The organism is Pseudobythopirellula maris (assembly GCF_007859945.1).
In the GTDB taxonomy this organism is placed as follows: domain Bacteria; phylum Planctomycetota; class Planctomycetia; order Pirellulales; family Lacipirellulaceae; genus Pseudobythopirellula; species Pseudobythopirellula maris.
The window spans coordinates 838,076-852,820 of sequence record NZ_SJPQ01000002.1 but is presented as its reverse complement, the minus strand read 5'-3'; the positions used below and the strand labels follow the sequence as shown (position 1 = coordinate 852,820).

Here is a 14,745-nt window from a genome sequence, read left to right as displayed (position 1 = left end):
ACCCTCAGCCCTCCCCCGGAGGCGAAGGGGGAATCTCAAACCGCCGGGTGCGCTTCAGCCGACAACGCCGCGCGATCCGTAAGACTCGACAGATAATCAGCCACAGCGCGGGGCGTCCCCTCGTCGCGGGCGACGCGCTGGTAGGTCGCCGGCAGGCGGTCGGGGTCTTCCATCGCGCGGTCGAAGCGCTCGCCGAGGACGGTCATCGCCTCGGCGCGGCTCTCCAAGACCAGCGGGTGGCGGTAGACGCGGCGGAACAGCAGCGACTCGAGCACGAGCTTCTTCTCCGCCACCTCGGGGCTCGGCGCCGCGAGCGGCGGCGCCCGGCGGACGGCGCCGATTGAGTCGGCGCTGTGCGACTCGATCGCTTGCTGGGTCGTGGTTAAGAGGTCGCTCACTTGGTAGTCGATCAGCTCGTGGATCACGGCGCGGCGCAGCTCGGCGTCGGAGAGCGCCGCGAAGCGGCGCCGCACGCGCTCGACCGCCTCGCTCCAGAGCGTGACCGACTCCAACTCGCCGAGCTCGAGCAGGCCGAGCTCCAGGGCGTCGTCGGCGTCGTGCGAGTCGTAGGCGATGCTGTCGGCGGCGTCGACGATCTGGACTTCTAGGAGCGGGCTCTCCCGCTGGGCCTGCGTCTGGGGGAACGGCTCGGGGGCGAGGCGGCTCTCGGTCCGCGCCGGCTTGTCGCCGCGGCGGCGCTGGCCGTCGAGCACCTCGCGAGACAGGTTGAGCCCCGGGAACCGCGGGTAACGCGTCTCCAAGAGGCAGACGATCCGCAGCGCCTGGCGGTTGTGGTTGAACCCGCCGTCGTCGGCCAGCCGCTCGTCCAAAAACCCCTCGCCGGCGTGGCCGAACGGCGGGTGGCCGATGTCGTGCGCCAGGGCCAGCGCCTCGACCAAGTCCTCGTTGAGCCGCAACGCGCGGGCCAAGGTGCGCGCGACCGACGCCACCTCGAGCGTGTGCGTAAGCCGCGAGCGGTGGTAGTCGCCCAGCTCGCCGGTGAAGACCTGCGTCTTGTGGCTCAGTCGGCGGAAGGCCGAGCTGTGCGTGATGCGGTCGCGGTCGCGCTGGTAAGGCGACCGGTAGGGGTGCCCCGGCTCCGCGTGCTCGCGGCCCACCGAGTCGGCGCCGCGCATGGCGTACGGCGCGAGGATCAGCGATTCACGTTCGGCGGAGAGCATGCGTTGTAGTCGTTAACGATTAGCGGTGAGTCGTAAGGAAGGGAGCAGTCAGCGGTTAGCAATTTAGCCGACGGCCAATGGCCGTCGGTATGGCGGTTTCGTAGCAAATCCGCGCGAGCGCTGCACTACGAGTCGCAGAGCAGCTCCCACGCCGCGTCGAGCGCCTGTGGGATGACCCGCGCCCCGGCTGTGGTCGCCATGAAGTTGTGGTCGCCGGTCCAACGCGGCACGAGGTGCCAGTGCAGGTGGCCCGGCACGCCGGCGCCGGCGACGCGGCCGAGGTTCAGCCCCACGTTGCAGCCCTGGGCCGTGAGCCGCTCGGCGAGCAGCGTCGTGTAACGCGTCACCAGCCGCATCAGCGCCAGGTGCTCGTCGTCCGTCAGGTCGCCCAGCTCCGCCACGTGCCGGGCGGGGGAGACGAGCAGGTGGCCGTTGCTGTACGGGTAGCGGTTCAGCAGAGCCACAGCCCCCGGCGCCCGGCAGACGACGAGGTTCGCCCTGTCGGCCGAGGCGGGGGCGCCGTACTCGGCCGCCGCCCGGCAGAGGAAACAATCGTGCACGGCGTCGTCGCACCACGCCGAGGGCTCGGGTGGCGACGGTTCGTCGCCCTCGGCGCCCTTGATGTAGCTCAAGCGCCACGGCGCCCACAGCCGGTTGCTCGATGGCGAGCTTTCGTCGCCGCTCATGATCCCGCTCCCGAGGGCGGCGTGATCCCCTCGACCATCTCGCGGAACGCCTCGGCATGCTGGGCCACCACGGCGGCGGGGCCGACGAGTTTGAAGAAGTAGTCGCCCTTGGCGCCGGTCTCGACCACCGCGGCGAGCATGCGGTACTCGGGGCGCGGCGTCTTCGGGCCGAACGGCCGCATCCCTTCGAGGTAGGTCCCCTCGATGTCGAGCAGCGAGACGGGCATGCCGGCGACCTCGATTTTCTCGCGGCGTTGGGCGCCGTCAGAGACGTTCTGGAACTGCCCGACCCAGCGGGCGAGGTTCGCCTCGACGCCGCCGCCGGCCGAGGTGATCGTCATCCGCGCGGCGGGCGTGTCGTCTTCGGCCTTGTCGTGCGTTACCGAGTACTCGCGCTGCACGATGCGGCTGCGTGGCTTGACCGCCTGCCACGACTCGGGGGGCGTGTATTGCAGGGCGCCGCCCACCTCTTCGGCTTGGGCGGAGAATGCGACGATCGCGAGCAGAGCGCCCGTGGTGAGGGTTCGGCTGAGTGGGTGGTTCATGCGGCGCCTTGGGGGGAATGTGGAAGGGGTGTGTCACGCCGGAGCGTGCCAGGCTCGTCAGCTGCGTGTGTTGAGCAACACCACCAGCACCGCGGCGAGCGCCATGGTGACGACGAAGAGCAGCAGGCTGAGGTTGCGGCGTCGCCGCGCCGCGCGGCGGCGACGCAACTCGTAGTCGGGCTTGGCCATCGGGGCCGATGGCTTGGGCTTTTTCGTTTGCGGCGTGGGAGCGGGCGGGGGCGATTCGACCGCCGGCGGCGCCGGCGCCTGCGCGACGGGACCGACAGGCAATGGGGCCGGCAAGCGATCGGCGACATCGGCCGCCAGTCGCCACTCGGGCCAGCCGGTCCGCCACACCAACGAGTTGTTGAGCACCCGGCCGGCGGCTATCCAGCCGGCCATTGTCGCCTCGTCGGCCGGGCCGTACTCGCCGCCTGTGGGGGGACGCACCCGCCAGCGGGCGGGCGGATCGACGGGCCCCACTGCGTGGGCCTGCGGCGTCCCCATCGAGGGGGCCTGTGGTGGAGAAGTGGGAGGCGGGGGCTCGGTCGCCGGCCCTGTGGGGGCCGACGCTGTGGGGGGCGACGCGACGATCTCGAACGGCGCCTTGCATTGGGGGCACACCGCCCGACGTCCGACGAGGTCGTCGGCGACATTGAACCGGTGTCCGTTCGGGCAGGCAACGCTCAGGGGCATGTTTCTCGTTTACACCGGTAGTTAAAGGCTTTTGATCGTGGCGCCGAAAAATCGGGTGGCGCCGGCTCCGCGGTTCGTTTCGGGCGGGTTGGAGCGGTGGCGCCGGCCCCTGTCCGAATAGCGGGGTCCGATTTCCCACCATAAATCTAGTGCAAAACGGGCTGCTTTCCTAAACTGAAGGCTCGGACTTGGCGACCGCCCACGCGGAGCCCACCCCAGAACACAACGATTCGCACTCGGCATTTAGTATACGACCCCAAGGCAGGCAACGATGGAAGACTCTCGCGAAGATGAAAGCCCGGTTGAAATCGCTGTCGTCGGCGACCTCACGGACAACGAGAGCGATCTGACCGAGCGGCTGCTCGACGTGGCGCCGGGCGACGAGTGCGTGATGTACTTCGACTCGCCGGGCGGCAGCCCCTACTGCGCGATGTCGCTGATGATGCTCATCCGGCTCCGCCGGCTGCGTGTGACCGGCATCGTCACGGGCGAGTGCTCCAGCGCCACGCTGTGGCCGTTCGCCGTGTGCGAGCGTCGCATCGTCACCCCTTACAGCGTGCTGCTGTTCCACCCGATGAAGTGGCAGAGCGAAGAGAACGTGGGCCTCGCCGAGGCCGCCGAGTGGGCCCGCCACTTCGGCCAGCTGGAGCGCGACATGGACAAGCTTCTCTCCGACTTGTTCAACGTCGACGCCAAACTGATGGACGACTGGATCAATCCCGGCCGCTACGTTTCGGGCCGCGAGATGGCCGAGGCCGGCATCGCCGAGTTGCTCGAGTTCGACCAGCTCGGGACTTTCATGCAAGGCTCGGCAGCGCCGAAGAGCGGCGGAAAGTCGTCGCGCAACGGATCGCCTCCGCTGCGTGTGAAGTCGAACGCCCCCGCGGCGCAGCGTCGCACGAACTAAGCGCCGCACGAACCAAGCGGGGCTCACGGAGTTGCCTGTCCCCCCCACGGCCCCGAGCAGGAAGCTCACGATGCCGATACCACGCACACGCCAACGCCCTCGCCAAGTCGCGGGGGCGTTGTTTTTTGGAGCGGCTCTCGCCCTCCTCTCGCTCGCCTCGGGTTGCGGCGACTCGGGAGACGACCCGGTTGATCAGCTGCTCGAGTGCGCCGAGCTCCGCGGCGCCCTGGCCGAGCCCGGCAGCGAGCTCGCCCGCGAAGTCGAGCGGGTGCGTCTCGCCCAGGGGCTCCCCAAGCAGCTCTTCGAGCCGTCCATGGGATCGACCGACGCGGAGGACGGCAACGCCGCCGTGGCGCTCGGCAATTGCTTCGGTCGTGTGCAGCTCGGTTTGCTCAACGACCAGCTCGACGCGTTGGCGGCGATCTCGCCGGACGGAATAAGCGACGGCGGACGCGAAGCCGCCAAGAAGCTGCTCGCCGAAAACGCCGAGCGGATCGAGTGCGTGCTCGCGGCCGGGCGGATGCCGTGGCGCCAGTTCCGGGTGAACCATCGCCTGGGCCACTTCGCCGCGATGCCGATGCTCGACGAGGTGCAGGCCGCGGTGCGGCTGCTGCTGCTCGACGCCACGCACGGCGGGGCCGAAGCGTGGCCGGCGGCCGAGCGGATCGACGCGGCCCTGGGCTGGACCGAGGTGCTCAGCCGCGTGCCCCGCATCGAGAGCCGGGTGCTCGCCGCCAACCTGCGGGCCGAGTGCCTCGAAGGGGTCCGCTTCCTGCTGGAACGCGACAGCGCGACCGCCCGCGAGGCCCAGCGGCTCGAGGCGACGCTGCGGGCCCAGTTGGCCGCTTGGCCGGGCGACGAGCGGATGCTCGTGGGCGACCGCGCCGCCACGATGCACGCCTACGAGGCGTTGCGGCTGGGCATGCTCAACCAGATCATCACGCCAGAGGAACGCAAGCGGCTGATCGCCGAGGGCAAGCTTGTCGAGTTGCAAGAAACGAGCCCTGCGCTCGTGGCGGCCGACGAGCTGATCTATCTGCGTGCGATGGCGCCCTTGGTGGCCGCCGCCCGCGACCCGTACCACACCCGCGGCGTCACGATCGAGCGCGCGATGCGCGCGTTCGACGTCACCCCCGCGCCGTTCGCCAAGCTGCTGTTCGCGGGTGACTTGGTGATCGCCCAACGGTTGGTGGCGCGCGACCGGGCGCGGTGCGAGACATGGTCTCTCGCGTTGGCGACCGCCGTCGGGATCGAGCCGCTCGGCCACGACACGAACCCCGCCACGGGCGAGCCTTACGAGCTACGCGCCGAAGGAGGATTCATCCGCGTGTTGGCGGGCGACGACGAGCTGCTCGAACCGGTGGTGCGGAGCTTCGAGTGACAGGCGCCGCTCAAGCGAGAGCCCCGCGGGAACGTGCCTAAGCTCGTCTTTTCTCACGGAAGTGTCTAGGTCGTCAGCGGCAGTTCGGCCGCGACGAAACGCTCGTAGTGCGGCAGGGCGTCCGCCAGGCGGGCGTCGGGCGGAAGCACGAGGGCGACGAGACGGCCGCAGCAAATCACGCCCTTCTCAAGGAACGCCGTTCCGAGCGATCGCCGCCCCTCGGCGCCGAGCGGCTCGATCAGCGCCCCGCTCAGGTCGGCAGGATGGGCCGCCTCGAAGCAGGCGACCCCCGCAGCCCCGCCACGGCAGAGCCACCGCGCGCCGAGCGGCATGGCCCCGGCGTCCGCATCGCGTTGCTCGGCGTCGATCAGTTCCGCGCCCAGGTCCGACGCCACACCGAGCTGTGGGCTCGTGTCGAGCAGGTGGGTTTGTACCGAGCAGGTGAGCGTGAGCCGCACGCCCCGGTCGAGAGCCTCGCACTCCCACACCAGCCGCGTGCGGAATGGGAAGCCTTCGGTCGGGTCGTACACGGCGACCAAGTCGGCGCCCCTGGCGTACGACTCGGCAAGCTGGGGACGCTCGCCGAGCGTGACACGCCACAGCGCGCCCTCGACCGCGTGGCCGTCGAAGCAAAGCGCGCTAACACCGCTGGCGGGGTCGGCCAAGTCGAGCGTCGCGTTGCACGCTCCGCAGGAAAGTTCGACATGGTGGTCATCGTTGATCAGCCACGGCGAGCGCGTCGCCGGATTCGTTTCGGTCATGCTTCTAGAGGTTCGCGGCGCCGCGCGAGTAACGAGCGAATGGGCATTATGGGAGAGTCGTTCGTGTGTGATCGTCACGAGAGCACGCCGCTGCGCTCGGTTCACCATCGCGGTGTCGGCCTTCGCGCAGAGGGAGAGTCCCTCGAAGAATCACGCGAGCCATCAGACCAATAAAAAACCCCGCCGAACACCCCGAAGGGTGTCACGACGGGGCCGGAACAGAGAAGAGGCCTATCTTTCGGAGCGAGATAATGTTGATGAGGCAATCGCCTCTCGCAACTATCGATAATATGTCGCGAGGAAGAAAAGCTCCTGGCCTCCTCGTTCGGTTCACTGCCCCGATGATACCAACTCAGGGGCTCGTGTCCAGCTTTTTGTGAAGAAAAGAAACAATGCGTTCCTTGCGTACACAAGTCACAAATGCACGCCTTGAGGGCGCCAATTACTCCGCCTTGATCTTAGCCCTGATATGCGAATGCTTTAGGTCGATCCCGACTCGGCCGTCGAGCGGATCCCGTCGTTCCTGCTTGCATGGTGCTCCCACCCTTGTCTGACCCGAATCCGTCGACCCAGCCGTCCGAAATCGCCCCCGCCGAAGTCGCCATGCTGGTCGACACGGCCAAACTCGCCGCACGCATCGGCGGAGCGGTGCTGATGCACTGGCGGGGCAAGTTCACCACGCGGGTCAAAGGCCCGTCGGACCTGGTGACCGACGCCGATCTGGCGTCGCAGTCCGCCATCCGTCACGTGATCCAAGAGTCGTTTCCCGCGCACGCGTTCATCGGCGAGGAACTCGGCGAGAAGCCCCCCGCCGAGGCGGCGGCCGGATTGGCGCCCGGCCAGGTCTGCTGGGTTGTCGATCCGCTCGACGGCACGACCAACTACGTGCACGGATTCCCTTGCTTCGGCCCGTCGGTGGCCGCCGTGCGTGACGGGCGGGTTGTCGCCGGGGCGGTGTTCGATCCTGTGGCCGGCGAGATGTTCTCCGCCGGCTTGGGGGCGGGGGCGTTCTTGAACGAGGCGCCAATCGCCGTGAGCCAGGCCCGCACGCTCGAAGAGTCGCTCGCCGCGGTGAGCCTGCCGGCCGAGGTTCTCGAAGAGTCGCCCGACTTGAAAGACTTTATCCGCATCGCCCCGCAGGTGCGCGCGCTCCGTCGGATCGGATCGGCGGCGCTCAATCTGGCCTACGTGGCGTGCGGCCGGCTCGACGCGCATTGGGCGCGGCAGACCTATCCGTGGGACGCGGCGGCGGGGGTGCTGCTGGTGAGCGAGGCGGGAGGGGTGGTGACCGGGGCGCGTGGCGGTCCGTTCCACGTGTGGGACGGCGACTACTTGGCGGCGGCGACGGAAGACCTGCACCAATCGGTGTCGGGGCGCCTGACGCCTTGAGGCGACGCCAGACGCCCCGAACGGTGCTGAACTCCCCAGGTGCCGACTCGGAACAACGAGCCGCCCTGTCGGTCGGCGCCGAGCAAGGGTGCGGTCTCTTAGGTGCAACGCTCGCGGTGTCGTCTCTGTGATGGGGCGCCGGAGGTGCGGATTCTTAGTTGCGGATTCCAAGACGCCAGCGGGCGGCTCGCTGGTAGAGCCCGAGGGCTAATGTTTCAAAGCGCGCGCGGCCCCTCCGCGTGGCGACGCGCGAGTGCGCGCATCGCGACTGGAACACGTGCGGAGACCGACCGCGCGTGCGCGGCGGCTTCGTCAACGGCTGACGCGTCCTTGCCGACGAATGGCGGCTAAGAGAGTCCCTCTCGCGCAAAGCTGTCCGAGATCGGACGCTCCGCGATTCGGCCCAGCTCCTCTTGCGTGCGGCGCTGGCCGACCGAGTGCCAGGCGCTCACCTCGGCGAGCTCCGGCATGATCTCGAGCATCTGCTGCTCGAGCATATCGACTTGGCGGACGGTCGAGGCGTGGGTGCACGACTCTTTGATCGCCCGCACGGTCTTCATCACGCGCAGCAGCCGGGCCCGGTCGAGCACCGGCCGCGACAGCGGCGTGTCTTGCTCGACCAAGAGGTCGACGATCGGCACCTCGAGCGCGCTCTGCCAGCGGCTCAGGGCGGTCAGCGACAGGTCGAACGAGGGGTCCTCCTCGGTGCGCACCTGCTCCATCGACACGCCCATGCGTCTCGCCGCGCTGCGGACCGACAGGCCCTGCTCGCGGCGCACCTCGGCCACGCGATGCAGGACGGCGGCTTCGGGGCGAGCGATCGGCGCCACGACGGGCGGGGGCAGCGGCTGCGCGTTGGGGTCCAAGCTGTGCTTTGCTTCGTAGTCGTCTGAAAGGTTCATGGCCAGTTCTCCAAATACCAGGGTCGCGAGAAGAGAAGAGCTAGAGAGAAGAGAGACGCCTCGCGCCGTGCTTCTCGAACAATCGTCTCCGACGATCGCAACGCCGAGCGCGCGGGGCCGTCGCGTACAGCGTGGTCGCCCTACTCGTCCGTAGCCGGCTTGCTGAAGGCCGGCACACTGGCCATGACGAGTGGCTTGAAGAGCCTCTTCCCTAACGCTTGAGCGGGGCTGTCGTGGCCCCGCCAAGGGAAGGAGCAAACCGGAACGCGGGTTCCACTGGTCGTTCCGGTCGACGCCCAAATCCTAGTCAGGCTCTGGAGTGCGGACAAGCGGAAACACCGCGCTTTGCAGCGGTCCCAGAAGGCTCGCGCGCTAACGGCTTCCAAGATGAGACGCGCACAGCCGCAGACTCTGCGGTCTTAGCGGCGTGCGTCGCAAAACAACACATGTGTGCGTATGAGAATGCTACGCAAAAAAAGTTTTTATGGCGCCGGCGCCAAAACGGATCGGCTGACAGCCACTCTGTTTGTCACGCGTCCCGCGGCCGACGCGACAGCTGGCGGAGCGGTCGCGGGGCGACCGCTTGCAACTACTTGCAACCGTCTCAGCGCCTCGCACGCGAGGCGGCTTCACGCAGCGCCGCTTGTCGGGCCGGCGGGGTGTCCAGCAACGCCTGGATTTTTCAGCGGCAGTCGGTTGCCGCCGCTGTCTCACTCGTTCAGAGCAAAAGCGGTCAGCGCGCTAAGCAAGTTGGGCCGCGGCAACGGCGGGATGCTGCCGACCCCGTCGCGGCGTTCTTGCGGCTTGTCGAGTGGTGCGGTCGGCGACTCTTCGGCGCTCGCGTCGACCGTGATCCGCTGGAAGCCCATCAACCGGCGGTGCGCTTCGGCCATCGCGGCGTGCGTCTGGCCGGGGCGGCGGAGGTCGGCGAACGACACCCCCGCGTCGGGCTGGGCGCCGCCGCGGGCGGCGAGCGTTTGCTGCTTCCAAACGAGCCGCAGTTGCTCGGCGTTCACGCGCGACGCCCCGTCGTGGACGATGACCACGTCCGACTTGATGCGGCGGCGGATCGTCTCGAGCGCCTCGCCCAGACCGGCCCGCTTCGAGCGACGCGTCACGCGGATCTGCCGGTACTCGGCGGCCAACTCGTTGGCGACCTCGTAGGTGTCGTCGGTCGACCCGTCGTCGAGGATCAGCAGCTCGAAGCGCCCGGTGAGCTCGGAACACGCCTCGACAACGGCGTACGTGTCGCGACGCAGCGACGCCTCGGCATTGTGGACCGGCAGCACAACGGTCAACGAGGGTTTCATGGCGGGGGGGCTCCGGGGTCTTCGACTTCTTGGGAGGGCGCCCGGTCGGTGCGAGACCGATCGCCTGAGCGCTGGCTTCTAAGGCATCGGCCCGTCCGTGCGTCGGAATCGAAGCGACCCCACAGATCGACGCATGCGACGACCCTGCGCGTCGCGCCGGTTGCACGGGTTCGGCCCGTGGCGCCGCGTGCGCGGGGGCCCCCGGGCGGGACGGTGTTCCGAGGGGCGTTTGTCCGCATGGTTCAGCCGCCGATTGGCCCTGAATAGCGGCTCGCCGGCGGCTGCGTTAAACTCCGGGGGCTGACGAGCCTCCCACTGTGGGGCTCGAGCGGCGTTCCGCCCACCCACTCGAACCTTGGCTGCGCTCGATGGCGTCTGACCCCGACCAAATCCCGGCCTTCAGCAGCGACGACACGTTGTTGCCCGCCATCGTGCAGTCGGCCGACAGCGGCAAGGTTCTGATGCTCGCCTACATGAACCGCGAGGCGTACGAGGAGACTCTGCGCACCGGCGCCACGGTGTTCTACAGCCGCAGCCGCAACTCTTTGTGGCGTAAGGGCGAGACCAGCGGCCACGTGCAACACGTGCGGCAGTTGCTCGTCGATTGCGACGGCGACACGATCTTGGTGAAAGTCGACCAAGTGGGCCCCGGCGCCTGCCACGTTGGCTACCCCACGTGCTTCTACCGCGAGGTCACCCCCGACGGCCTGCGAGTCGTTGAAGAGATGGCCTACGACGCCAAGAAGACCTACGGGGGGGAATGACCGATGACCACGCCCCTATGACCATTCGATTTCGACAGTAGTCCTATTTGGCCATTGGGATTTGGGCATAGGTCATTTATTAATCGCTACCACTTTCCAACTACCGTGAGCCGAGATGAGCATCGAGAAGCGACTTAGCGAACTGGGCCTTGAGCTGCCCGAAGCCCCCAGCATCTTGGGACTCTACAAACCGGTGTTGGTCGTGGACGGGTTGGCCTACACGTCGGGCCACGGCCCGCTGAAACCCGAGGGCGGGTTTGTTACCGGCCGGCTCGGCGACGACCTCGGCGTGGACGAGGGGAGCGCCGCGGCGCGGATGACCGGGCTGGCGATGCTCGCCTCGCTCAAGGCGGAACTCGGCTCGCTCGACCGCGTGGGGCGGCTGGTCAAGACGCTGGGGCTCGTGCAAGCGACCCCCGACTTTGCCGCTCACCCGGCTGTGATCAACGGCTTCAGCGAGCTGATGCGCGACGCGCTCGGCGACGAAGCGGGCGTGGCGGCTCGCAGCGCGTTTGGCGCGGCGTCGCTTCCGGCAGGCTGGGCGGTCGAGATCGAGGCGGTCTTCACGGTTTGTGACTGACGCGCGTGACGGACGACGCACGCCTCAGATCGACAACTTCTTGGCCGAGATCTTCACCTCTTGCTCCGGCACGGGCGTGGGGAAAGCCCCGTCGTGGTGGAACGTGCGGTTGGCGCCGAACCTCTCGGCTTCGCTCAACGCGTCGCCGAGTCGCCGCATCAATTCGTCGCGGTCGGCGTCTTTCGACGCGTCGGCGATGGCGCAGGTGACCGTGGCTTTCTTGGTGTCGCCTTCGGCGATAAAGTCGGCCGATTCAACTTGCTGCCGCAAGACCTCGATCCGCTCGGTTGCTTGATCCACCTGGTTGGCGTCGAGAAGCAAGTAGTAGCGATCGTCGCTGCGCGCGACAGGCGTCTTGGTGACGCCGATCTCCGAGAGCAACTGGCCGACGCCGTCGAGAAGACGGGCGGCGATGGTGGCCTCGTCCGGCTCGGGGGACGGGTCGCGTTGGATCGCCGCCACGAACTTTGTGTCGTTCCCCTCCGCCGCGTCCACGGCCTGCTGGACCATGTCGTAGAGAGCGTCGAGCGATTCGAAGGTCGGACCGACGGGTTCCTCCTCCGACTCGGGCGTTTCCGCAGCCTCTTCGGCGGGCTCGGGAGCGGCCGTTTCTACGACGGCCGCCGGGGCGGGCTGCTCCGGTTCTTGGGGGCCGCCGATCTGAGTCTCGACACCGCCGGCGGCGGCGTTGATCTGATCCGCCATGGCGACGATCTTGCCGCGTTTCGCCTCGTCGAGTCCCTCGCCGATGAGCTGGTCGATCTCTTCGCTGAGCCCCATGACCTGCTGGGCTCCGTTGGCGATGGCGTTGCGGAGCTTGTTGCTCTCGACGTCGCCGTCGTCCACGCCCATGTCTTCGATGGTCTCGTGGGTCTTCTCGATGTAGTCGTGATTGACCTTCTGCAGCCGGCTGGCGCACTCGCCAAACGCCTCGGCGTTCTCGATCGAGTCTTTCATCTCGGTGTTAACCGAAGTGAGCTGCGCGCGAAAATCGGCCAGGCCGGCCATCACCTCTTGGGCGGTCGGCTTCGGCCTGGGGGCGGCGGGCGCCGCCTCGGCCTCGACAACCGGTTCCGGAGCGGGCTCGGGAACCGGGGCCGGTTCAGGTTCGGGGGGCGGGGCAGCTGGCGGGGCGGGGTCGGCGGCCGCCGGAGCCGCGGCGACGGGCTCGGCCGCAGCCGCCTCGGGCGCCGGGGCAGGGGCCGGCGCCGGGGGGGCGGGCTCCACCGCGGCCGCCGGAGCGGCAACGGCTGCGGCAGCCGGTTCGGGAGGCAACAGCGGCTCGTCGTCGAGCGCGCCGCGCTCGAAGCGGCTGAGCCACTTCGGCATGCGGATCAGGTCGGCGCCGACGAGATAGCCCACCAAAAAATTGAGGGTCGCGACGAACACGAAATATACCAGCATCGACATCGAACGGCCCGCGGCGCTTGGGAGCGTGTGACTCGGCGGCGAAACGCCAGCCGAGAATATCAACCCAATAGGCTACGCCACGCGCCGCCAAGCGAGAGGCGTCTCTCGCCAAGTGACGCTTAACCGCGGGCGCCAAACCAAGCGAGCCGCGCGGGCGGCGCCGGTCGTGCCGGTTGCAGCGACTATCTCCGCATCGCCCGCACCGTCTCGACGAAGCGGCTCGAAGCGCTGTCGATCGTGATCACCTCGGTTTGCCCGTCGGGCGTCTTGGGGCGGATCAGCAGCACGACCTCCGAATCGGAGGCCCGTGCGGCGATCTCCTCGAGAGTCGCCCGCTCGACCGGCGCCAAACGCGACAGGTCGCTCGCCGCGGGCGCGGGGCTCTGCCCGCGGATGACCGGCTCCGACCGCTCGGGAGCGGGCCAATCGGAAACGGGCGCCATGCGGCTTGCCGGCTCGCTCGCCAGCTGAGCGGGGGTCGCCTGCTGCGTGGGTTCCGCTTGCCAGCCCGAATCAGCCTGCCGGGAGGAAGCGGCGAGACGGTCCGGCTCGGGCGTCGCCATCACCGCGGCCGCCGCCGGGGGCGCCGCGACCGAGGCCAACTGGGCCAAGCCGCCGGAGCCTCGGTAGATCTCGCTCAGTTGGATCGCGTCGAGCTCGGCGTGGACGGCGGCGATGCCGGTGTAGAGGCCCTCGTTCGCTTCTTCGTCGGCGGCGAAGCAAACGCCGACCAGCTCGCCGCGGGCATTGAACAGCCCGCCGCCGCTGCGTCCCTGGATCGGGGCGCCGGTCACTTCGATATTGGGCGCGCCGTGGTAGCGGTCGAGGTCGACCACAGCGCCGCTGCGGACCGTCGGGTCGGCGCCCAGGTCGCAGCCGACGCTCTTGAGCGTGTCGCCGATGCGGGTGGCGGTGGGCGAGGCGACGACGGGGGCGACCCCCGTTGGCCGCGTGGTGCGGATGCTCACCAGCGCCACGTCGGCGTCGAAGTCGTGCCGCACGACTTGGCCTTGGGTTGTCTCGGCGATCCGCACGCCGGCGCCCGTCGCCTCGAACAGCTCGACGAAGATCTGCTGGTTCGGGTTGAGCGGTTCGCCCGGGCCGTCGTGGAACAGGTGGGCGCAGGTGACGACGAGCGCTTCGCCCGCGCGGGCGTCGATCACCGTGCCCGTGCCGTAAGAGCGGCCCGTGCCGTCTTCGATCCGGAACCGCACCGTGGCGTTGAGCAGCCCGGCGTCGCCCGCCGAAGGGGCGGCGCCGCCGGTCGCGGAACGGGGTTGGGTGGTCGGTCGGGGAGCGGGGCGGCCGGCGCCCAGGTTCTGGCCGACGGCGAAGGTGCGGTCGCCCTCGGCGCCCGGTCGGGTGAACGAACCGGCCACGGGCACGACGCCCACGGCGGACGGATCCGTCGGAGCGTTCATCGCAGCGGCCGCGGGCCGTGTCGCCGTGGCGGCGGCGTCGATCATGCCACGCAACTCGCCGTAGCTCGACATGCCGACCACGCGGCCGGTCTCGCGGCCATCGACCGTCATCACAAAGCTGGGATAGCTCGACACGCCGAACCGCTGGGCGAGCGCCGGCTCACGCGAGCCGTCGATCTTGCGGATCGGCAGGCCCTCGGCCTTGAGGCGGTCGACCGTGGGGGCCATCGCCCGACACGGCGGGCAGGTGGGCAGGTAAAAGTCGAGCAGAACCGCCTCGGCCAAGGCGGGCGGCGCGGCGGCGCCGAGCAGCAGGGCCGCGACCAGGCTTAAGGCAACGCGGGCGCAAAATGAGTAGACCATCCGTATCCCTCCATGGATCTCGTGGTCGCGCGTGAACGCGGGTGCAGCGGCGGGGCAAACGCTTGGCGACACGTCCTGTGTCGCTTGGGGGGGGTGTCGGCCGTACTGGCAGGCCAACCGGTGGGGCGCGACGGGCGAACTCCGTTCGCACGCCGCGGGTCCCTTGCTCCAACCGCGGGTCAATTTGTTCCAGTTGGGTAAAACTTACAAGGCGAATCGCCGCGAATGCGTGCTAGCATCGCCGTCGCGATCCGAGCTGCATAGCTCCAAGCTGCCGCAACGAAAGACTTTCGCTGACGACCAACGGTTGTCGCTCCGCCTCGTGTAGCGAGGCGGCTAGGGGGCCGAAACGCTACGCGAGGCCTCTGTTGCACACGGCGCGCCAATGCCGGGTCGCTCGTCTGCGCGCGCGCCGATAGAATGTCGCTTCTCCCGCCCATTTCCCCTGC

The 14,745-nt window shown here is 68.8% G+C and carries 14 protein-coding genes; 5 read left to right on the top strand and 9 right to left on the bottom strand.

Annotated features, from left to right (window positions below):
* Positions 1–35 precede the first annotated feature (35 nt).
* The 4 genes from dgt to Mal64_RS11115 form a co-directional block, all read right to left on the bottom strand.
* On the bottom strand, positions 36–1,181 hold the full coding sequence (gene dgt / locus Mal64_RS11130; protein WP_146400092.1) for a dGTP triphosphohydrolase: 1,146 nt from the start codon (positions 1,179–1,181) through the stop codon (positions 36–38).
* A gap of 125 nt (positions 1,182–1,306) precedes the next feature.
* A complete protein-coding gene (locus tag Mal64_RS11125) occupies positions 1,307–1,867 on the bottom strand; it encodes an HIT family protein (protein WP_146400091.1) in 561 nt (186 codons plus the stop codon).
* Positions 1,864–2,412, bottom strand: a complete 549-nt coding sequence (locus Mal64_RS11120; RefSeq protein ID WP_146400089.1) for a hypothetical protein — start codon at positions 2,410–2,412, stop codon at positions 1,864–1,866. Before Mal64_RS11120 ends, Mal64_RS11125 begins: the two co-directional genes overlap by 4 nt.
* Before the next feature lie 57 nt (positions 2,413–2,469).
* Positions 2,470–3,108: a DUF4339 domain-containing protein gene (locus tag Mal64_RS11115; RefSeq protein WP_146400087.1), complete on the bottom strand. Its 639-nt coding sequence runs from the start codon at positions 3,106–3,108 to the stop codon at positions 2,470–2,472.
* 271 nt (positions 3,109–3,379) lie between these two features.
* Between Mal64_RS11115 and Mal64_RS11110 the strand changes: the two genes are divergently transcribed.
* Together Mal64_RS11110 and Mal64_RS11105 are read left to right on the top strand one after the other, a co-directional pair.
* Positions 3,380–4,015, top strand: coding sequence for a hypothetical protein (locus Mal64_RS11110; protein WP_197525668.1), 636 nt, complete (start codon positions 3,380–3,382; stop codon positions 4,013–4,015).
* Between the two features lie 70 nt (positions 4,016–4,085).
* On the top strand, positions 4,086–5,396 hold the full coding sequence (locus Mal64_RS11105) for a hypothetical protein (RefSeq protein WP_146400085.1): 1,311 nt from the start codon (positions 4,086–4,088) through the stop codon (positions 5,394–5,396).
* Between the two features lie 65 nt (positions 5,397–5,461).
* Here the strand turns inward: Mal64_RS11105 and Mal64_RS11100 are convergent, their stop codons facing one another.
* Complete coding sequence (locus Mal64_RS11100) at positions 5,462–6,157, bottom strand: hypothetical protein (protein ID WP_146400083.1); 696 nt, start codon at positions 6,155–6,157, stop codon at positions 5,462–5,464.
* 546 nt (positions 6,158–6,703) lie between these two features.
* Between Mal64_RS11100 and Mal64_RS11095 the strand changes: the two genes are divergently transcribed.
* Positions 6,704–7,546 (top strand): inositol monophosphatase family protein, encoded by an 843-nt coding sequence (locus tag Mal64_RS11095; RefSeq protein ID WP_197525666.1) that lies wholly within the window; start codon positions 6,704–6,706, stop codon positions 7,544–7,546.
* 347 nt (positions 7,547–7,893) lie between these two features.
* On the opposite strand, the gene Mal64_RS11090 is transcribed toward Mal64_RS11095, so the two are convergent.
* Both Mal64_RS11090 and Mal64_RS11085 read right to left on the bottom strand, forming a co-directional pair.
* Positions 7,894–8,448: a helix-turn-helix domain-containing protein gene (locus tag Mal64_RS11090; protein WP_146400079.1), complete on the bottom strand. Its 555-nt coding sequence runs from the start codon at positions 8,446–8,448 to the stop codon at positions 7,894–7,896.
* 710 nt (positions 8,449–9,158) lie between these two features.
* The gene (locus Mal64_RS11085) at positions 9,159–9,758 is read right to left on the bottom strand and encodes a glycosyltransferase (RefSeq protein WP_146400077.1); all 600 of its coding nucleotides are present in this window, start codon (positions 9,756–9,758) and stop codon (positions 9,159–9,161) included.
* 368 nt (positions 9,759–10,126) lie between these two features.
* Here Mal64_RS11085 and hisI point away from each other — a divergent pair, with 368 nt between their 5' ends.
* Together hisI and Mal64_RS11075 are read left to right on the top strand one after the other, a co-directional pair.
* Entirely contained in the window at positions 10,127–10,522 is a 396-nt protein-coding gene (hisI, locus tag Mal64_RS11080) for a phosphoribosyl-AMP cyclohydrolase (RefSeq protein WP_146400075.1), read from the top strand.
* A 115-nt stretch (positions 10,523–10,637) separates the two neighbouring features.
* Positions 10,638–11,102 carry a RidA family protein gene (locus tag Mal64_RS11075; RefSeq protein ID WP_146400073.1) on the top strand — a complete coding sequence of 155 codons (465 nt, stop codon included), beginning with the start codon at positions 10,638–10,640 and terminating at the stop codon, positions 11,100–11,102.
* A 24-nt stretch (positions 11,103–11,126) separates the two neighbouring features.
* Here the strand turns inward: Mal64_RS11075 and Mal64_RS11070 are convergent, their stop codons facing one another.
* Together Mal64_RS11070 and Mal64_RS11065 are read right to left on the bottom strand one after the other, a co-directional pair.
* Complete coding sequence (locus Mal64_RS11070; RefSeq protein ID WP_197525665.1) at positions 11,127–12,512, bottom strand: hypothetical protein; 1,386 nt, start codon at positions 12,510–12,512, stop codon at positions 11,127–11,129.
* Between the two features lie 182 nt (positions 12,513–12,694).
* Positions 12,695–14,296 (bottom strand): trypsin-like peptidase domain-containing protein, encoded by a 1,602-nt coding sequence (locus Mal64_RS11065; protein WP_146400068.1) that lies wholly within the window; start codon positions 14,294–14,296, stop codon positions 12,695–12,697.
* Positions 14,297–14,745 lie beyond the last annotated feature (449 nt).